Source organism: Budvicia diplopodorum, from assembly GCF_009800925.1.
GTDB classification, from domain to species: domain Bacteria; phylum Pseudomonadota; class Gammaproteobacteria; order Enterobacterales; family Enterobacteriaceae; genus Budvicia; species Budvicia diplopodorum.
Genome location: NZ_WOYF01000001.1, coordinates 496,082 through 516,648 on the forward strand (window position 1 = coordinate 496,082; position 20,567 = coordinate 516,648).

The 20,567-nt window shown below is 48.1% G+C and carries 17 protein-coding genes; 10 read left to right on the forward strand and 7 right to left on the reverse strand.

Translation table 11 applies throughout. From position 1 onward, the window contains the following. Positions 1-115 precede the first annotated feature (115 nt). The 3 genes from clpP to bolA form a co-directional block, all read right to left on the reverse strand. Positions 116-739, reverse strand: coding sequence for an ATP-dependent Clp endopeptidase proteolytic subunit ClpP (gene clpP, locus GVI43_RS02060; protein WP_159564888.1), 624 nt, complete (start codon positions 737-739; stop codon positions 116-118). Positions 740-844: 105 nt separating this feature from the next. Then, entirely contained in the window at positions 845-2,149 is a 1,305-nt protein-coding gene (gene tig, locus GVI43_RS02065; protein ID WP_159564890.1) for a trigger factor, read from the reverse strand. Positions 2,150-2,463: 314 nt separating this feature from the next. Beyond that, positions 2,464-2,778 (reverse strand): transcriptional regulator BolA, encoded by a 315-nt coding sequence (gene bolA / locus GVI43_RS02070; protein ID WP_159564892.1) that lies wholly within the window; start codon positions 2,776-2,778, stop codon positions 2,464-2,466. Positions 2,779-3,150: 372 nt separating this feature from the next. On the opposite strand from bolA, the gene GVI43_RS02075 reads away from it, so the two are divergent. After that, the gene (locus tag GVI43_RS02075; protein ID WP_159564894.1) at positions 3,151-3,738 is read left to right on the forward strand and encodes a lipoprotein; all 588 of its coding nucleotides are present in this window, start codon (positions 3,151-3,153) and stop codon (positions 3,736-3,738) included. Positions 3,739-3,789: 51 nt separating this feature from the next. Then, positions 3,790-5,268: a muropeptide MFS transporter AmpG gene (gene ampG, locus GVI43_RS02080; RefSeq protein ID WP_159564896.1), complete on the forward strand. Its 1,479-nt coding sequence runs from the start codon at positions 3,790-3,792 to the stop codon at positions 5,266-5,268. 73 nt (positions 5,269-5,341) lie between these two features. Here ampG and araD read toward each other — a convergent pair whose 3' ends face one another. From araD to GVI43_RS02095, 3 genes are all read right to left on the reverse strand, one after another. Further along, positions 5,342-6,037: an L-ribulose-5-phosphate 4-epimerase gene (gene araD / locus GVI43_RS02085; RefSeq protein WP_159564898.1), complete on the reverse strand. Its 696-nt coding sequence runs from the start codon at positions 6,035-6,037 to the stop codon at positions 5,342-5,344. A 395-nt stretch (positions 6,038-6,432) separates the two neighbouring features. Further along, positions 6,433-7,935, reverse strand: coding sequence for an L-arabinose isomerase (gene araA, locus GVI43_RS02090; protein WP_159564900.1), 1,503 nt, complete (start codon positions 7,933-7,935; stop codon positions 6,433-6,435). A 55-nt stretch (positions 7,936-7,990) separates the two neighbouring features. Continuing rightward, complete coding sequence (locus GVI43_RS02095; RefSeq protein ID WP_159564902.1) at positions 7,991-9,670, reverse strand: ribulokinase; 1,680 nt, start codon at positions 9,668-9,670, stop codon at positions 7,991-7,993. Positions 9,671-10,066: 396 nt separating this feature from the next. On the opposite strand from GVI43_RS02095, the gene GVI43_RS02100 reads away from it, so the two are divergent. The 8 genes from GVI43_RS02100 to GVI43_RS02135 all read left to right on the forward strand — a co-directional run bounded on the left by GVI43_RS02100 (position 10,067) and on the right by GVI43_RS02135 (position 19,854). Beyond that, positions 10,067-11,050 carry an arabinose ABC transporter substrate-binding protein gene (locus GVI43_RS02100; RefSeq protein WP_159564904.1) on the forward strand — a complete coding sequence of 328 codons (984 nt, stop codon included), beginning with the start codon at positions 10,067-10,069 and terminating at the stop codon, positions 11,048-11,050. A 189-nt stretch (positions 11,051-11,239) separates the two neighbouring features. After that, positions 11,240-12,760 carry an L-arabinose ABC transporter ATP-binding protein AraG gene (gene araG / locus GVI43_RS02105; RefSeq protein ID WP_281350968.1) on the forward strand — a complete coding sequence of 507 codons (1,521 nt, stop codon included), beginning with the start codon at positions 11,240-11,242 and terminating at the stop codon, positions 12,758-12,760. A gap of 17 nt (positions 12,761-12,777) precedes the next feature. Then, a complete protein-coding gene (araH, locus tag GVI43_RS02110; protein ID WP_159564908.1) occupies positions 12,778-13,782 on the forward strand; it encodes an L-arabinose ABC transporter permease AraH in 1,005 nt (334 codons plus the stop codon). A gap of 17 nt (positions 13,783-13,799) precedes the next feature. Next, a complete protein-coding gene (araC, locus tag GVI43_RS02115; protein ID WP_159564910.1) occupies positions 13,800-14,708 on the forward strand; it encodes an arabinose operon transcriptional regulator AraC in 909 nt (302 codons plus the stop codon). A gap of 653 nt (positions 14,709-15,361) precedes the next feature. Beyond that, positions 15,362-16,345, forward strand: coding sequence for an autoinducer 2 ABC transporter substrate-binding protein (locus GVI43_RS02120; protein ID WP_159564912.1), 984 nt, complete (start codon positions 15,362-15,364; stop codon positions 16,343-16,345). A 94-nt stretch (positions 16,346-16,439) separates the two neighbouring features. Next, positions 16,440-17,921: a sugar ABC transporter ATP-binding protein gene (locus GVI43_RS02125; RefSeq protein WP_159564914.1), complete on the forward strand. Its 1,482-nt coding sequence runs from the start codon at positions 16,440-16,442 to the stop codon at positions 17,919-17,921. After that, complete coding sequence (locus tag GVI43_RS02130) at positions 17,914-18,888, forward strand: ABC transporter permease (RefSeq protein ID WP_159564916.1); 975 nt, start codon at positions 17,914-17,916, stop codon at positions 18,886-18,888. The genes GVI43_RS02125 and GVI43_RS02130 overlap by 8 nt, the downstream gene beginning before the upstream one ends. 3 nt (positions 18,889-18,891) lie before the next feature. Continuing rightward, the gene (locus tag GVI43_RS02135; RefSeq protein ID WP_159564918.1) at positions 18,892-19,854 is read left to right on the forward strand and encodes an ABC transporter permease; all 963 of its coding nucleotides are present in this window, start codon (positions 18,892-18,894) and stop codon (positions 19,852-19,854) included. 190 nt (positions 19,855-20,044) lie between these two features. Here GVI43_RS02135 and GVI43_RS02140 read toward each other — a convergent pair whose 3' ends face one another. Beyond that, positions 20,045-20,536, reverse strand: a complete 492-nt coding sequence (locus GVI43_RS02140; RefSeq protein ID WP_159564920.1) for a YajQ family cyclic di-GMP-binding protein — start codon at positions 20,534-20,536, stop codon at positions 20,045-20,047. Positions 20,537-20,567: the final 31 nt, after the last annotated feature.

Sequence of the window (20,567 nt, forward strand, 5' to 3'; positions counted from 1 at the left end):
TTAATCTTAATTCTGTGCATCCTGCTTGGCTGACCTTCTTTAGCAATAGCATGCCGCTATGATGATACGTTTTGGATCGAGCAACGGCATCAATGTCGCTTATCAAACATCACGACTATAAACGATTAACCAAAACTTCATCAACTAAACCGTATTCCATTGCTTCTTGTGCGGATAAGAATCTGTCACGGTCGGTATCACGCTCAATGGTTTCCAACGGCTGGCCGGTATGTTTAGCCATCAGCTCATTCATCAGTCGTTTAGTTTTTAAAATTTCTTCTGCATGAATCTGAATATCAGAAGCCTGCCCGCGGAAACCGCCTAAAGGCTGGTGGATCATGACGCGCGCATTAGGCTGACAGAAACGTTTACCTTTAGCGCCGGCCGCTAATAGGAAAGATCCCATTGAACAGGCTTGGCCCAAGCATAGAGTGCTAACGTCCGGTTTAATGAACTGCATGGTGTCATAAATCGACATGCCAGAAGTAATAACGCCGCCCGGCGAATTGATATAAAGGAATATATCTTTTTCTGGGTTTTCGGCTTCTAAAAATAGCATTTGAGCCACAATCAGGTTAGCCATATTGTCTTCAACTTCACCGGTTAAAAATATAATTCGTTCTTTTAACAGGCGAGAAAAAATATCAAAGGAGCGCTCTCCGCGGGAAGTCTGTTCAACGACCATCGGCACTAGAGCCATATTTGGTGAAAAATTATCTTGATTGCCACTGTAAGACATTACGGTCCCCTAATAGAAAAATGGCCCGGAAACAAAGAGTCCGAGCCATAATTAGCAGAAGAGTAGAGACTAAGTCAACTATCTAACCTGCTCTCGAAAGAAGCATTATGCAGCCGGAGTCTGATTCATCAGTTCGCTGAAGGTTGTTGCTTTTTCGGTTACTTTAGCTTTAGCAAGCAGCGTTTCAATCGCTTCTTCTTCTAAGGCTACGTTACGCATATTGTTCATCAGCTCTTTATTTTTGCTGTAGAACTCGATTACTTCTTGCGGATCTTCATACGCAGAAGCCATCTCTTCAATTAATGCGTTAACGCGTGACTGATCGGCTTTCAATTCATTTTTACTGATGACTTCGCCTAACAGCAAACCAACAACAACGCGACGCTTAGCCTGCTCTTCAAACAGTTCGCGAGGTAATTCCATCGCTTGCTGCTGATTGCCGCCGAAACGCTGAGCCGCCTGCTGGCGCAGAACGTCGATTTCACCGTCAACTAATGCAGAAGGGACATCGATTTCGTTAGCGGCGATCAGACCATCAATAACCTGAGTTTTAACGCGGTTACGGATGGCACCTTTCAGCTCGCGATCCATGTTTTTACGCACTTCAGCCTTTAAGCCGTCAAGGGTACCGTCAGCTACGCCGAAACGAGAGATGAACTCTGGAGTAAACTCTGGGAGCTCACGCGCTTCAACTTTCTTTATAACTATAGCAAATTTAGCCGCTTTGCCTTTCAGGTTTTCAGCGTGGTAGTCTGCCGGGAATGCTACGTCAATCGTGAACTCGTCACCGGTTTTGTGACCAACAACGCCGTCTTCGAAGCCTGGAATCATGCGGCCTTGGCCCATGGCCAGAACGAAATCGGTCGCTTTACCGCCTTCAAACTCTTCACCATCGATGGATCCGATGAAATCAAGCGTAATACGGTCTTCGGTCTGTGCGGCCGCATCGCTATCTTTCCACGTTGCCTGCTGCTTACGCAGGGTATCCAGCATTTCCTGAACGTCTGCGTCGCCAATTTCAACAACAGGTTTTTCAACCTCGATGCTTTCTAAATTTTTAAGCTCAACCTGCGGATAGACTTCAAACTCAACGGCATAGCTGAAATCTTCGCCCAGCTTGTATTCACCCGGCACGTACTTAGGAGCACCGGCTGGATTAATTTTTTCTTTAACGATAGCATCGATAAAATGACGCTGCATCAGTTCGCCCAGAACGTCCTGACGTGCTGAAGCACCATAGCGTTGAGCAATGATGTTCATTGGCACTTTGCCTTTACGAAAGCCGTCAATGCGTACTTTCTTAGCAACATTAACTAATTCTTTTTTTACTGCTTCTTCAATTGCGTTGGCCGCAACAACAATTGATAGACGGCGCCCAAGGCCTTGAGTTGTTTCAACTGAAACTTGCATCTTGTTACCTCAAAAAATCACAGTGCTCGGTCAACTCCAGAAGCCATTTTCAATATATGCACTGAGCTATTTTGAAAAAGCCTCTTAAAACAAGGACGGCCGCATTGCGGTACCTTGTCCCCTGTCGTCAGAAGCATCCCGAATAAAGTCCGGAAAATTAGACGCGACATTATAGCCGCGCATTGTTAATGAGTCGAGAAAAGAGCAAATATTGATGAGAGATAAATAACGATGTTATTTCTCATGCTCCCGAACCAGAATCTCAATAAGACAAAAAGTCTGTCAGAACAGTAGTCTAACACTAATAAAGACATTTATGCTAAACGACTACCGCCGCGGCATGCCGGTGAGTCTGGAGCATCGTTTTTCAACTCATCCCACTCCGTTGGCGTATAGGTGTGAAGCGCCAGCGCGTGAATATGTTGATCCAGCTCCGCTTGCAGCAACTGATAAATCATCCGGTGCCGGGCAATCAGGCGTATACCATCAAAAGCTTCAGCGCTTATCACCACTTTAAAATGGCTCTCGGAGCCAACGGGCACGCTATGCTGATGGCTTTCATCAACCACCTCAATATAGTCTGGCGACAGGCCCTCTCGCAGCTTTTTTTCAATTCGGTCACACATCATAAATGCCTCCAAGCATGACAACTCGTTGAACGGTCAGCCACTAATAATAGCCGTTTTTTTAGCCACGGCAGGCCTATTAGCCTCAACTTAGGTAAAAAATAACAATTTACCCTAATGATTTATCATCATCCCTCTTTCGCAACATCTGAGCAGTGATATGATACCCGCTGTTTGGTATCGGGTGACAAAGGTTCTTCCCTCCGATAACCGCGTAGAAATATGATGTAAACTCGTGGTTGTTGTTATCGTTGTTATAGAAGAAAAATAACCATTGGTGGATACCCGTGGTGTATGTAGCCGACTGATGATGTCATCATCAATGCGGTACACATGAAAAATAAATTAAATTTTAAAAGGTCTACCGTGAAAAAAATGACTAAATTCCAACGTATCCTTTTTCCTTTATTGGCGCTGTTTATTTTGGCCGGTTGTGCAAATAAACCCAATACCAAGCTGACAATCGATCCCCCGATGGCGATGCCTCAGCAAGATCCGGGCCTGATGGGTGCCACCATCAGCGTTAATAGCTCAGACATTCGTCCAGATGCCGCACTGGCTAAAGTAAACCGTGACGGTCAGCTACTGGTGCTAACGCCTTCTCGGGATCTGCGTTTCTTAATGCAGGAAGCGCTTGAAAAGCAAATGCGCGCCCGTGGCTATATGGTGGGACCAGACGGTAGCATTAACGTCCAAATTGTTATCAATCAACTGTTTGCCGATGTGAAAGAAGGCGATCTTCGCTATAACATCACGACCAAGGCGGACTTCTCAATTATCAGCCAGTCAAAGAATGGTGCCAGCCAGACTAAAAACTTCCGATCAAGCCACAGCGTTTCTGGCGCGTTTACCGCAACCAACAAGAATATTGAGAAAGTCGTCAACGATGCGCTGGCCGACATTTTCAACGAAATGGCTCAGGACACCAGCGTCAGTGAGTTCATTAAACAAAATGCCCGCTGATCGCATCATCCCGTCCCCTGTTTGCGTTAGCAACAGGGGAACTCAAGACGTATGATTGATTACCGCTCAAAAACCAGCAAAGGCCGCGATACGCTTATATTGCTATTGCTCGGTTTTGCTTCCGGTTTGCCGCTTGCCCTGACGTCGGGTACGTTTCAGGCATGGATGACCGTAGCCGGTCTGGATTTAACCACCATCGGTTTTTTCTCACTGGTTGGTCAGGCTTACGTCTTCAAGTTTCTCTGGTCACCCGTGATGGACCGCTACAGCCTGCCATACCTTAGCCGCCGCCGCGGGTGGCTATTGCTCACCCAGATTTCGCTGGTTATTTTAATTTTTGCTATCGGCTGTTTGAATCCTCAAAGCGATCTGTGGTTAATGGCCGGACTGGCAGTCTTTATCGCCTTCTTTTCCGCCTCTCAGGACATCGTTTTTGATGCCTATAAAACCGATATTCTGTCGGCCGAACAGCGTGGCAACGGTGCAGCCGTTTCGGTATTGGGCTACCGAATAGCCATGCTGGTTTCAGGCGGATTAGCTCTGTGGATTGCCGACGCCTATCTTGGCTGGCGTTCAACCTATTGGCTAATGTCAGCATTAATGATTATCGGTATTATCGCAACGTTGAATGCTAGGGAACCGTCTTCTGCCGTCACGACCCCACGCACCATCGAGCAGGCGATTGTCGAACCGCTAAAAGATTTTTTTGGCCGCAACAACGCATGGCTAATTTTACTATTGATTGTGCTATATAAAATGGGCGATGCCTTTGCCGGTAGCCTGAGCACCACCTTTTTAATTCGTGGCGTAGGGTTTAGTGCCGGTGAAGTCGGGCTGGTGAATAAAACCTTTGGCCTGCTGGCGACAATTATCGGCGTATTAATCGGCGGAGTGCTCATGCAACGCCTAACGCTGTTTCGCGCGCTGATGATCTTTGGCGCACTTCAGGCGGTATCTAACTTCGGCTATTGGATCTTAGCCGTGACCGACAAAAATATCGTTACCATGGGCAGTGCGATTTTCTTAGAGAACCTGTGCGGAGGAATGGGGACGGCGGCATTCGTTGCGCTGTTGATGACCCTGTGCAATAAATCGTTCTCAGCCACACAGTTTGCGCTGCTATCGGCCCTTTCCTCCGTTGGGCGGGTGTATGTGGGGCCGGTTGCCGGTTGGTTTGTCGAGCTGTATGACTGGCCGCTGTTCTATCTATTCACTATTTTTGCCGCCGTTCCCGGCCTACTGCTGCTGGCTATTTGTCGACAAACGCTGGCATATACGCAGATAACTGACGGCTTTATGCCAAGAGAATCCTTCTCTGCCCAATACAAAATCGCTATTAAGTTGGTCACCGCGGGGGTTGCTTTGCTAGCGGGCTGGCTTATTCTGCTGTTCTGGAATGCTGACCACCTCAGCCCGCTATTTTACGTCAAACAATGCTTGCGCAACGGTGGAGCACTGATTTGTATCATCGGCATCACCGTAGGCTGCCTGCTAGACTACCTCGCCATTAAGCAAAAACGGCTCGTGTGAGCGCCTGATAAAAATCGGCCCTGTGGTTAACGCCAACAGGGCCGATTTTTAAGCTTTCTAACATATCTCGATCTTACTGGCCGTAATAGGCGTTTTTACCGTGCTTACGCAAATAGTGTTTATCCAGCAGTTCTTGCTGCATGGAACCTAACTCCGGCGTCAGCTGTGACGTAAACAGGTTCATATAGGCGATCTCTTCCAGCACCACCGCATTATGCACCGCATTGTCAGGATCGGTTCCCCAGGCAAATGGGCCATGGGAATTCACCAGCACGGCGGGAACATCTTTCGCGGTAATTCCCCGAGCAGCAAAGGTATCAACAATCACGTTACCGGTTTCACGCTCATATTCACCGGCGATTTCTGCCGACGTCATTCTGCGGGTGCATGGGATTGCACCGTAAAAATAGTCGGCGTGAGTGGTTCCCCACGCGGCTAAATCACGACCGGCCTGAGCCCAGATAGTCGCATGACGTGAGTGAGTATGCACAATGCCGCCTATTTCAGGAAAAGCGCGGTACAGCACTAAATGAGTTTCAGTATCTGATGATGGCTTTTTAGTGCCTTCCACCACCTTTTCGGTTTCTAGGCTAACCACAACCATATCGTTAACGGTCATATGCTCATATTCAACGCCCGATGGCTTTATCACAATCACACCGTGTTCACGGTCAACGCCGCTTACGTTACCCCAGGTAAACGTGACTAGGTTGTGGCGAGGCAGAGCCAGATTAGCGTCGAGGACTTTCTGCTTTAGTTGGTCATACATGAGTAAAAAACCTTATAAAAATTAATTTTATCAAACCCATAATTTCTCTTTAACACTGCGTCTGAAATTAAGAACTTACGAGAAAATAAAAAATCTCCACGTAAGAACGGTGAAGTGTTCGTTCGCTAAAAGCAAGCCGTCACCATAACCCAAATCATACGCGACCGAGCAGGATGCGAGCGCGCACCCTGCACCCGCGCCTCCGCACGGGAACTCAGGTCGCTTAAGCGACTTCCTGCCATAAAAAATTTGCCTTGACGCACCGGCAGAGAGCCGCTCCCGGCGTCGCTCTGCCTTTCGCAGCATCCATGCTGCTCATGCTAGCAAATTGTTTACGTCAGCTGAGTTCAAGTGCTCGTTAGAAGGACAAGGTCAAAACCCTGAATATCCAGCTATCAACGACACAATTTATAGTAAACCTCATTCCAACGGATCTGATTCTTAAAGTCCGAAATACGAGTTTCATTATCAATCACCAACATCTCAATCCCACACATTTCGGCATAAATCCGTAAATGCTCAATATCCAGCGACTGGGTAAACACCGTATGGTGTGCGCCACCCGCCAAAATCCAGGCTTCGGCAGCAACCGCCAGCGACGGCTGGGCTTTCCACACCGCATGGGCAACCGGTAGCTTAGGCAATGCATGAGGCGGTTCAATAGTATCAACCGCATTCACCAACAGGCGGAAGCGATCGCCCATATCAATCAGGCTAGCATTGAGCGCCGGGCCTGCCGGAGCGGAGAAAATCAGGCGAGCAGGATCGTCTTTACCGCCAATGCCGAGATGCTGTACGTCCAACAGCGGTTTCTCTTCGCGGGCGATAGACGGACACACTTCCAGCATGTGCGAACCCAGCACCAGATCGTTACCCGGTTCAAAATGATAGGTGTAATCTTCCATAAAGGAAGTTCCGCCTTTCAGGCCCGATGACATGACTTTCATAATGCGTAGCAGCGCCGCCGTTTTCCAGTCTCCTTCGGCACCAAAGCCATAGCCCTGCTGCATTAAACGCTGTACTGCTAGCCCCGGCAGCTGCTTTAAGCCGTACAGGTTTTCGAAGGTGGTCGTGAAGGCACCAAAGTTACCCTGCTGTAAGAATGTTTTGATCCCCAGCTCAATACGAGCTGCATCCAGTAAATTAGCGCGCTTAGCGCCGTTAACCTTCACAACGTCGGTCAAACGATAGCTGGCTTCGTATTCATCAACCAGCGCATTAATATCGCCTTGAGAAACGGCATCAACCACCGAGACTAAATCTCCGAGCGCATAGCCATTAACCGCATAGCCAAACTTAATCTGAGCGGCGACTTTATCGCCGTCGGTTACCGCCACTTCGCGCATGTTATCGCCAAAGCGGGCTACTTTTAGATTCTGACTCTCATACAGACCCGCAGCAACGCGCATCCAACGATCCAGCTTCTGGTGAACCTCTTTATCTTTCCACGAACCCACAACCGCAGCGTATTCATTGCGCATCCGCGCGCCAATAAAGCCAAACTCACGGCCACCGTGGGCGGTCTGGTTCAGGTTCATAAAGTCCATGTCCATGGTTTCCCATGGAATTTCATTGCGGTATTGGGTGTGCAACTGTAGCAACGGCTTTTCTAACAGGCTTAAACCGGCAATCCACATTTTTGCCGGGGAAAAGGTATGTAGCCAGGTCACAATACCCACACAGCTTTTCGCATAGTTAGCGTCACGGCACAGGGTAACAATCTCGTCCGGCGTGGTCGCCAGCGGTTTAATCACCAGCCTGATGGGCAATTTCGCTTCTTTATTTAAACCGTTAACAACTTCCTCTGCCTGCTGGGTAACCTGTTTCAGAGTCTGCGGTCCGTACAGGTGTTGGCTACCGATAACAAACCAAACTTCTAACTGATTAAACACGTTCATATAAACTCCTATTGATGTGGCCTACTCTTCAGCAAGCAAAGCGTGAATTCGAAAATTAGCTATTGGACGGTGCCGCATAGCAAGGCTCTGCCGCTGCGCCCCACTGTTGATAACGTTGATATAATTTTTCGTATTGAGCGGCGCGGACCGGATCCGGAGTTAACGTACGTTCGATCGGGCTAGCCATATGTTCCTGAGCGTCAGGAATAGAAGCATGGACGCCTGCGGCCACGGCGGCAAAAATTGCAGCGCCCAGCGCACAGCACTGATCCGACTCAACAATTTGCAGCGGGCGATTCATCACGTCGGTACAAACCTGCATAATCACCGGTGATTTGCGGGCAATCCCGCCTAAGGCTAAAACGTTTTCTACCGGAATATCCTGCTCGATAAAGCATTCCATTATGGCCCGAGCACCAAAAGCGGTGGACGCAATAAAACCACCGAATAGCGTTGGCGCGTCAGTGCCCAAATTCAAATCGGTAATCACGCCTTTCAGTCGCTGGTTAGCAAACGGCGTTCGGCGGCCGTTAAACCAGTCCATCACCACCGGCAGTTTATCCAGTGACGTTTGCTGAGCCCAGGCTTCAGTTAATGCTGGCAACAGGTTAGATTCAATTTGCTTAAGGGCCGAAGACAGCTCCGGATTTTGCTGAGCCGCGTGATTTAACGGCCATGAGAGTAAACGGCTGAACCAGGCATACATATCACCAAAGGCAGACTGCCCGGCTTCCATACCAATAAGCCCCGGCACTACGCTACCGTCCACTTGACCACAAATACCCGCAACGGCGCGATCGCCAACCAGTTCATCATCTGCCAGTAAAATGTCACAGGTTGAAGTACCGATCACTTTCACTAGCGTATAAGGCTGTGCGCCTGCGCCTACCGCGCCCATATGACAGTCAAACTCACCGCCGGAAAGCACTACCGTATCCGGTATGCCCAAACGATCGGCCCACTCTTTAGTTATGCGCCCTACCGCCTTCTCTGCGGTATGGGTTTCAGTAAACATCGGGTATGTGAGGTCCTCCACCAGCATCGGGTCAAGCGCATGAAGGAAATCGCGCGGAGGTAAACCGTTCCACTCCGGGTGCCATAAGGCTTTATGACCCGCGGCGCAGCGGCCGCGCATAATATTAGCCGGGGCCTGAGTGCCGCTTAATAAGGCAGGAATCCAGTCACAAAGCTCAATCCATGACGTTGCCGCTTGGCGAACCGCGCTGTCTGCACGAGATACGTGAAGAATTTTAGCCCAGAACCATTCCGAAGAGTAAACGCCGCCGATATAGCGGGAATAGTCATGAAAGCGGCCGCTGTGGCACAGGCGGTTAATTTCTTCAGCCTCTTCGATGGCCGTATGGTCTTTCCATAAAACAAACATGGCGTTCGGGTTATCGGCAAATTCAGGTCGAAGCGCTAACACCCGGCCTTCACTGTCAATCGGAGCCGGCGTTGAACCGGTGGTATCTACGCCAATACCCACAATACTCAGGCGCTGTTGTGGCGTTAGCATGGCGACAACGGCCTTAATCGCCTGCTCCATCGACTCAATATAGTCCAACGGATGATGGCGGAACTGGTTCTCCGACGCGTGGCAAAACAGCCCTTGTTTCCAACGCGGGTAATAAACCACTTCCGTGGCAATTTCAGAGCCTTCTATGCAATCGACTGCCAGAGCACGTACGGAATCGCTTCCAAAATCAAGTCCTAGGGTAATAGCGCCTTTTGACATAAGAAACCCCTAACAAATAAGTGAATAAAAGACTGAGGGATACCATAAGAAAATCCCGAGGAATCAGCGAGGAGTCATTGGCTAGATATATGCATTATTCTGCTTTTGTAAGCAAGATTGTGATCTACTTCAAAGGATAAATACATCACGTTTTGACTGAATATATGAACAATCTTGCTGTAATTTCTATTTGTGATGTCGGTCTAATAACTATTGTCAATTTATGGTTAAAACTTACCACACGTTGCGAAGCCTAAAAAACAATACGCCGATAAAACATATGATATCAGGTGATTATTTTATTTTTAGCGCTACTCAGCAATAGTGAATCTCGCTGCATCTACACCAACACAACGAAATTTGGCTACATAGAAACGCACAGGAGAGATAAAAGATATGCATAAATTTACTAAGGCCGTTGCAGTCATTGGATTGTCGCTGATTATGTCACATTCAGCTATTGCCGAATCGATAAAGCTAGGCTTTCTGGTCAAACAACCGGAAGAACCTTGGTTCCAAACTGAATGGGCATTTGCCGATAAAGCGGGTAAAGATCTTGGCTTTGACGTAATCAAAATTGCCGTTCCTGACGGCGAGAAAACCCTTAATGCCATCGACAGTCTGGCCGCCAGCGGTGCAAAAGGCTTTGTTATCTGTACTCCCGATCCTAAGTTAGGCTCAGCCATCATGGCTAAGGCTAAAAGCTATAACCTGAAAGTCGTTACCGTTGACGATCAGTTTGTTACCGCCAAAGGTAAACCGATGGAAAATGTGCCATTGGTCATGATGGCCGCCAGCAAAATCGGTGAGCGTCAGGGCAACGAACTGTGGAAAGAGATGAACAACCGTAAATGGAATATCGCCGACACGGCGGTAATGGCCATTACGTCAAACGAGCTGGACACCGCCCGTCGCCGTACTAGCGGCTCGATGGATGCCCTGAAAGCCGCCGGATTCCCTGAAAAACAGATTTATCAGGTTCCAAGCAAGTCTAACGATATCCCGGGTTCATTTGACGCCGCTAACTCGATGCTGGTTCAGCACCCGGAAGTGAAAAACTGGCTGATTGTCGGCTTTAACGACAACACCATTTTGGGCGGCGTTCGCGCGACCGAAGGCCAAAACTTTAAGCCTGAAAACGTGATCGGTATCGGCATTAACGGCGTTGATGCCGTTAACGAACTTTCTAAGTCTAAAGCCACCGGCTTCTACGGTTCACTGTTACCAAGCCCAGATATCCACGGCTATAAGAGCATTGAAATGCTTTATAACTGGGAAACTAAAGGCGTTGAGCCAGCAAAATTCACCGAAGTGACCGACGTGGTACTGATTACCCGCGATAACTTTAAAGAAGAGTTGAAAAAGAAAGGCCTGAACTAATCGCACCTTCCCAACGTCGCTGATGCTGCAACGTCAAACACAGAGGGAATAAACCGGGCAGGCTAACCCCGTTAGCCTGCCAACCTACATTAATAGAGCGTGACATAAAAATAGAAAATGCTGGCTCATCTGCATTCAGGCTTTTGCCTAACGCGAAAGACAGGCCATACGAGCATTAAGGAACATATTATGCCTATGCAGCAAACGCCTTATCTCGAATTCTGTAACATTAGCAAAACGTTCCCGGGCGTAAAAGCCTTGCAAAACATTAGCTTCAGCTGTTCATCAGGTGAGGTCCATGCGCTAATGGGGGAGAATGGTGCCGGTAAATCAACGCTGCTAAAAATACTCAGTGGTAACTACGATCCCACCGAAGGTGAAATTAAAATTAACGGACAGCCGGTAAAATTTAATAACACCATGGATGCCTTAAACGCGGGGGTCGCCATTATTTATCAGGAATTACATTTAATTCCTGAAATGACGGTAGCCGAAAATATTTACCTCGGTCAGCTCCCCACTAAGGCGGGCATGGTCGACAAAAAGATTCTGAACTTTGAGTCCCGGGTTCAGTTAGAGCATTTAGGATTAGATATTGATCCCGATACGCCGCTCAAATACCTGTCTATCGGGCAGTGGCAAATGGTAGAAATTGCCAAGGCGCTGGCCCGAAACGCTAAAGTTATCGCCTTTGATGAGCCCACCAGCTCCCTGTCGGCCCGAGAAATTGAACAACTGTTTCGCGTTATCCGCGAACTGCGCTCCGAAGGTCGGGTGATTCTGTATGTCTCTCACCGTATGGAAGAGATCTTCGCCCTGAGCGATGCCGTCACCGTATTTAAAGACGGTTGCTACATGAAAACCTTTAGCGATGTGCCAAATCTCACCCACGACGCACTGGTTCAGACCATGGTCGGCCGCGACATCGGTGATATTTATGATTATAAACCTCGCCCGCACGGCGACGTCCGTTTTGAACTGAAGTCGGTTAAAGCGCCGGGCGTTAAAAGCCCGATTAGCTTTCAGGTCCGTCAGGGGGAGATTGTCGGGCTATTTGGTTTAGTCGGCGCAGGCCGAAGTGAACTGCTTAAATCCCTGTTTGGAGCAACAAAAATTACGACCGGAAGCATCGAACTCGACGGCCAGCCAATCCATATTGCCACCCCTATCGACGGCATTACTCAAGGCATTATGCTATGTCCTGAAGACCGTAAAACCGACGGCATCATTGCGGTTCATTCGGTCAAAGACAACATCAATATCAGCGCTCGTCGCAAGACACTAACCGCCGGTTGCCTGATTAATGAGAAATGGGAAAACGAAAATGCGCATATCCGCATTAACGAACTGAATATAAAAACGCCGACCGCAGAACAGCTGATTATGAACCTCTCCGGCGGCAACCAGCAAAAAGCCATTCTTGGCCGCTGGTTATCCGAAGAGATGAAGGTGATTTTGCTCGATGAACCAACCCGCGGGATCGACGTTGGCGCTAAGCACGAGATCTACAACGTCATTTATGAACTGGCTAAACGCGGCATTGCCGTGGTGTTCGCCTCCAGCGATCTGCCGGAAGTACTCGGTCTGGCCGACCGGATTCTGGTGATGCGCGAAGGTGCCCTGTCAGGAGAGTTAACCCATGACGGAGCGAGCGAACAAAAAGCATTAAGTTTAGCCATGTTAAATACTACCGCCGATGCGGTTGCCTAACACAGAAGGAAGTCTTCATGTCGACAATACGTACCACGCCAATATCAGCAAAAGAGCCGGGCTCCAAAGCCGATAGCCAGATGAGCCTGTCAAAAATTTGGGACAGCTACGGTATGTTAGTAGTTTTCGCCGTACTGTTTATTGCCTGTGCCCTGTTCATCCCTAACTTTGCCTCTTGGATTAACATGCGAGGCTTAGGCTTAGCCATTTCCATGTCGGGCATGGTCGCCTGTGGCATGCTGTTTTGTCTGGCATCCGGCGACTTCGACCTGTCCGTCGCTTCCGTAATTGCCTGCTCCGGCGTCACCGCGTCCGTGGTCATTAACCAAACTGAGAGTATCACGCTGGGCATTGCCGCCGGTTTATTACTGGGCGTTGTCTTTGGGTTACTGAACGGTTTTGTGATCGCCCGTTTAAAGATTAATGCACTGATTACAACGCTGGCCACCATGCAAATGGCCCGGGGTTTAGCCTATATCATTTCAGACGGCAAGGCCGTTGGCATTGAAGATGAGCGTTTCTTTACCCTAGGCAACACCAGCTGGCTTGGTATGCCGGTGCCTATCTGGATCACCCTATTCTGTTTTATTCTGTTCGGATTCTTGCTCAATAAAACCACCTTTGGCCGCAATACGCTGGCAGTAGGCGGTAATGAAGAAGCCTCACGCTTAGCTGGCGTTCCGGTGGTTCGCACCAAAATCATTATCTTTGCCTTATCCGGATTAATTTCTGCCGCCGCCGGTATTATTCTGGCTTCGCGTATGACCAGCGGACAGCCAATGACCTCGGTAGGCTACGAGCTGATCGTTATCTCTGCCTGCGTATTGGGCGGTGTGTCGCTGAAAGGCGGTATCGGTAAGATTTCTTATGTTATTGCTGGCGTATTGATTTTAGGTACGGTAGAAAACGCCATGAACCTGCTGAATATCTCGCCGTTCTATCAATATGTTGTACGTGGTCTAATATTACTTGCCGCCGTCATTTTTGACCGCTATAAGCAACTGGCGAAACAGAAAGCTTAACTGCCCGAGGAAAAAACGTGTATCAAAGAATAGCACCTGAGTTACAGCCAAACCCTCTACTGCCCGGATACACGTTTAATGCCTATCTGGTGGCGGGCCTAACGCCAATTATCGTTGACGGGCCGCTCGATTTCTTTATCGATCGGCCAAACGGAATGAAAGGTTATATTTTAAATTTAACCGTTAAGGGACAGGGGCAAATTTTTGACGGTGAGCAGGCATTTTTTTGTAATCCCGGCGATATGCTGCTGTTCCAGCCTAAAGAATCCCACTACTACGGGCGTTCTCCCAATAGTGATTGTTGGTATCACCGTTGGATCTATTTTCGCCCAAGAGCCTATTGGGCAGACTGGTTAGAGTGGTACAGCCAAACGAATAGAGTTGGCCGTATGACGCTTCCGTCCGAAGCTCTTCAGGAAGAGTTTGAGCAGCTGTTTACCTCAATTGAAAAAACTCACCAGTCCGGCAGGCGTTTATCCGAAGAGCTGGCAATGAACCTTCTGGAACGCCTGCTGCTGCGCTGCATGGAAGAAGACCCTCAGTCACCGCAAAAAATTATGGATCCACGCATTATTGAGGCCTGTCAGTTTATGACCGGCAACCTGTCAGACGACGTACGCATTGAAGATATCGCCAATCACGTTTGTCTTTCCCCTTCCCGGCTAGCGCATCTGTTTCGTGAGCAGGTTGGCATCAACATGCTACGCTGGCGTGAAGATCAGCGGGTTATCCGGGCTAAGCTGCTACTGCAGACCACGCAGGAATCCATTGCTGGCGTAGGCCGTATCGTTGGTTATGATGACCAACTGTATTTCTCCCGAGTCTTTCGTAAGCGGGTTGGCGTCAGCCCCAGTGATTTTCGCCGACGCAACGTGGAACTGACCACCTATACGGAATCAGCGACGGAGTTCCAAACGGAAGAGTAACGCATTGAGCACAAAATAACCGACGGGAAGATAGCGTTATTATCTTCCCGTTTTTTTATTATTATTCGGCAATAACCTTATATTATATGTAGGTGTCTCGTTTCAGCTTTATTTAAAAACAAATAAATAACACTCATTATTTATCCTATTTATTAAAAACAGCAGATTTATTATTGTTAATAATAGAAATAAAACGCTTACAAATTAAAAGCCAATTTATTACAAATGAAATTAGATAAACAACCAACCATTTTGGCTATTTTAATAAATAGCTGATTAATCCCTATGCATAACAAACTATTATCCGCTGATTTAACCACTAACAAAATTGTGATCGGCCTCCCAAACTAGAATGGAGACATAAAAATCCATATAAATAGCAAATATATACATAACCATTTTGTCAGTAAATCTCTACAGTCCTTATGTGATAGCAATATAAATCTAGGAATTAACTAAAAATGGTTAAGCTTTACTAATTTTATATTCAGCCCTATTTTGTAGCTAACTTTTACATAACACCGCTTAGCATAATATGAAAATCTCCCTTTTTTCTTCACATGGAGTGATGAAAAATAACACCGTACCCTCCTATCTAATGAGAAAGGGTGCAATATCTGTTTGCTATTATTAGCACCAGCCAGAGGTATACAATGAGTCGAATGAATTTAAAAAAATTATTGTCCGTCAGTTTGCTGGGAATAATGGTTTATTCCACCGGAGCAATGGCAAAAGAAGTTGAAGTAGTTAATATTTCAAAAATAGCCGGAATGCCTTGGTTTAACCGTATGGGTGATGGCGTAGCGAATGCCGCTAAAGATCTTGGTATTAAAGCCTATCAGGTTGGTCCGTCAAGCACCGATGCACCACAACAGGTTAAAATTATTGAAGATTTAATTGCTAAAAACGTTTCTGCTATCACTATCGTGCCGAATGATGCCGATGTGTTGGAGCCGGTATTCAAAAAAGCGCGCAGCGCGGGGATCGTGGTATTAACCAACGAATCACCGGGGCAGCCAAGCGCCAACTGGGACGTTGAAATCATCGATAATGCTAAATTCGCCGCAGACAACGTAGAAGAAATGGCTAAAGCGATAGGCGGTAAAGGCGGCTACGTTATCTACGTGGGCGGATTAACCGTTCCTCAGCACAACCTGTGGGCTGACCTGTTCGTAAAATATCAAAAAGAGCACTATCCGGAAATGTTCGAAGTGACCAGCCGTATGCCGGTTGCTGAAAATATCGATGACGCTCGTCGTACCACGTTAGACCTAATGAAAGCTCACCCGGACATGAAAGGCATTGTTGCTTTCGGTTCTCAGGGCCCAATCGGTGCTGGCCGTGCGGTTAAAGAGAAACGTGCCCAGGGTAAAGTATTCGTATTCGGCATGATGATCCCTTCACAGGCAGCCTCTTTAGTTAAGAGCGGTGACATTGCGATGGGCGTAACCTATGACCCAGCTTCGGCTGGCTATGCGTTAACCGCCGTAGCAAACAAAATCATCAAAGGCGAAGCAATCACCAAAGACTTAGAAATTCCAAACCTTGGTAAAGCCGATGTTGACATGGAAAAGCACATCATTAAGTTCCACAAAATTCTGCGCGTCACTAAAGATAACGTAGATAGCCTATATTAATAGATGTACCAACACGCCCCTGCCGATAACCTGCGGCAGGGGCGTGTTGCATTGGTTCACTCAATTTGGTTGTACAGCCAAGTAAGAGGTAGAAATGAAACCCTTTATTTCACTGGGAAATATCAGTAAAACCTTCTATGGCGTGAAGGCTTTGGATAACATGGCATTGACGCTACTCCCCGGGGAAGTTCACTGTCTGGCCGGGCAGAATGGCTGTGGAAAATCAACGCTGATAAAAATTATCTCCGGCGTTTATCAACCGGATGCCAACGCTGAAATTGTTATCGATGGCAAACGGTACTCGCACCTTTCACCGATAGATTCCGTTAAAGCGGGCGTTCAGGTTATCTATCAGGACTTGTCACTGTTTCCTAACCTGACCGTTGCTGAAAACATCGGTATTAACCAGTATCACCACCACCTTATCGTTAACAAAGGTGAAATTCGTCGCATTGCCGAACTAACAATAAAAAGTATCGATGCCAATCTGGATCTCGATGCCACGGTAGAATCGCTGCCGATAGCTCAGCGTCAGATTGTGGCTATCTGCCGGGCCCTTTCTCAGGAAGCGAAGCTTATCATTATGGATGAGCCAACGGCTTCGCTGACCATGCAGGAAGTTAAAGGCCTACTGCGGGTCGTTCATGACCTGAAAAAACAAAACATTTGCGTGGTTTTCGTTAGCCACCGTTTAGACGAAGTGATGGAAATTTCTGACCGAATTACCGTGCTTAAAGACGGTAAGCTAGTAGGAACCTACCCTGCAGCCGAAATAGACAATAAGAAACTGGCGTTCCTGATGACCGGAAAAGAGTTCTCTTACGCCGTGCTCCCTCCCATTACTGAAAAAAACGATCTGGCGCTGGAAGTTCAAAACCTCAGCCGCGGGCATGAATATAAAAACATTTCCCTTAGCGTACATAAGGGAGAGATTGTCGCCATTACCGGCCTGCTGGGAGCCGGGCGAACCGAGCTATGCCTTAGCCTGTTCGGGCTCACCAAGCCAGACTCTGGCCAGATTCGGCTGGAAGGTAAACCGGTAAGCTTTTCCAGCAATCGTGACGCGGTAAAAGCGGGCATCGGCTACGTATCAGAAGACCGAATGAGCACCGGACTGGTGATGGAGCAGTCGATCAATGACAACATTATTTCAACCGTACTAGATCGCCTAAAAACCCCGTTCCGCCTGCTAGATAGAACCAAATCCGACAAGGTGGTGAACGATCTGGTCGAGCAGTTGACCATTAAAATTGGCAGCATCCATTTGCCGGTCAATACCCTGTCGGGCGGCAATGCCCAGCGCGTAGCGATTGCTAAATGGCTGGCGATTAATCCTAAGGTGTTGATTCTCGATGCGCCGACCGTTGGCGTTGATATCGCCAACAAAGCGGGGATTTATCAAATTATCTCAGCCCTGTCGCAAAAAGGTATTGCGGTGCTGATGATCACCGATGAGATCGATGAAGCCTTCTTTAACAGCCATCGAATTTTAGTCATGCGTAAAGGCGAAATAACCGCGGAGTTCTTACCGGGTGAAACAACGGAAGCCGCACTGGCAGAGGTGGTAAATGGTTAAGAAGCTAGGGATAAAACCCCATGAGATATTTTTGGGATTAACCATTCTGGTCATTGGCGGTTACCTTTCATTTTCTACCGCTGACTTTATGACGTTTGGCAATATCTATGATTTAGTCAACAACTACGCGATGTTGACCATTCTAGCCTGCGGCCTGTTTATCGTTCTGATTTCCGGCGGCATTGATATTTCATTTCCGGCCATGACGATTATTTCTCAGTACGTTATGGTGACGCTGATTCAGGGCACTACCGGCAATTTTGCCATAGCCTTTGCGCTTTCCGGCGGTCTTGGCCTGCTGCTCGGGCTGGTGAATGCGGTATTGGTGAACCGGCTAAAAGTCCCGTCGATCATCATCACCATTTCAACCCTGAATATTTTCTACGGCCTGTTGCTGTACCTGACCAAAGGTATCTGGCTGTATAGCTATCCGGAGTGGTTTGAAAAGGGCATATCTCTATTCAAGTTTACCGCCGCTGACGGCTATGACTATGGGCTAACGCTGCCGCTGATTACGCTAACTGTCGTGGTGGCACTAACCGGTTTTATCATGAATAAAACCAGCGTTGGCCGAATGATTTATGCGATGGGCGGCAATAAAGAAGCGGCTTCCCGTATGGGTTTCGGCATCTTTAAGCTGCAGCTGTTTGTCTATGGCTACATGGGGCTAATGTCCGGCGTGGCCGGCGTTGTTCAATCCGCAACCGTACTAACCGTTGCGCCTGACTCGCTGCTCGGCTATGAGCTTACCGTTCTGGCCGCCGTGGTATTGGGCGGAACCAGCATCGTTGGCGGGCGAGGCACGCTGTTGGGTACCCTGCTCGGCGTAATTCTATTAGCGGTGTTACAAAACGGATTGAACCTGCTGGGCATTTCCTCTTACTGGCATACGGTGGTCACAGGTTTAGTTATTGTCGTTAGTATCAGTATGACGGCATGGAGCCAGCGTAAAGGTCAGGGGGCATAAACCATGAGCGCAAGAAAAGTAAAAGATAACGTCGAGATCTACTTAAGCCTGTTAATCGGCGTGGTGGTGGTTGCCTTTAGTATTCTGATGCCAAGCATCTTCTGGTCATCGGCTAACTTTCAATCGATAGCCTCTCAGATGCCGGTACTCGGCGTTTTAGCGCTGGCGATGGCGGTGACCATGCTCACCGGCGGTATTAATTTGTCGATTATTGCCACCATGAACGCCTGTGGCTTAGTGATGGCGTGGGTCGCTACTAGCTATCCGCCCACCGCCGGTAGCATGGCTCTGGTTGTGCTGGTCGGCATGGCAATGGCGATGGTGATTGGCGCAATCAACGGGTTCTTAATCGCCGTGGTTCGCGTTTCGCCGATTCTGGCTACGCTGGGTATCATGACGCTGCTGAACGGCATCAATATTCTGATCTCCAGAGGCTCAGCTATTTCGAACTTCCCGGACTATATACTGACGATTAACAGCGCTAATTTACTCGGCATTCCGGTTCCCCTGTTAGTGTTCTTAGCCGTGGTCGCCATCATGTGGGTCATATTAGAGAAATCGGCCTTTGGCCGGACAATCTACTTAATCGGCTCCAACGAACAGGCTACCCACTATTCCGGGATCAATACCCGAAAAACTATCGTTTGGGTTTATATTTTGTCATCGATCCTGTGCGTTATCGCCGCCCTGCTGATGATGTCAAAGCTTAACTCGGCCAAAGCCTCTTACGGCGAGTCTTACCTGCTGGTATCGATTCTGGCGGCGGTATTAGGCGGAATTAACCCTGACGGCGGGTTTGGTAAAGTCTTTGGTATGGTGATGGCGCTGATATTGCTACAAATGCTGGAGAGCGGGCTAAATATTCTCGGCGTGAGTAGCTATATTACTATGGCGATGTGGGGCGGACTGTTGCTGGCGTTTATCTTTTTGAAGGGGATAAACCTTTCGCGGGCGTTTGGGAAATAAGTTTTCTGTTTCACGAAAAAGGTCTGACTTTGTCGGGAATGCCTATCGGTTAAGCACCTCGACATTAGTATGCCCTTCCAAGTTTTTGGGGTCAGTTCAGAAAAACGGGATCTAGGTTTTAGCTAACCAACTACGCTTAGCCTAAAAGCTGGGCCCCGTTTTTCAACGGGATAATGACGAGGAGTAACGATTAATCCCTAAAATTATTAAACTGGAACGGCTGGCCCAGCTCTGCGCCTCGGATCAACGCCATCACGCCCTGTAGGTCGTCGCGCGCTTTACCGGTTACCCGAACCTGATCGCCCTGAATTTGAGCCTGTACCTTTAGCTTGCTGTCCTTGATTAGCTTAACCAGCTTCTTGGCCATTTCGCTTTCAATACCCTGCTTAAGCTTAACCTCAACGCTATAGGTTTTACCGCTGTGTACAAACTCTTCCGGGATCTCCAACGCACCGGCATCAATGCCGCGCTTGGCTAATTTCTCGCGCAGGATGTCCAGAAGCTGCTGTACCTGAAAGTCAGACTCACTGATCGCCTTGATGGTTTCGTTCTTTTCATTCAGCTCAAAGCTGGCGGGAACGTTGCGGAAGTCCCAACGGGTAGTCAGTTCACGGCTGGCGTTGTCTACGCCGTTGCGGACTTCGGGCATATCAATTTCAGAAACAATATCGAAAGATGGCATAAAATTCTTCCTTTTTAATAATGGCGCTTTT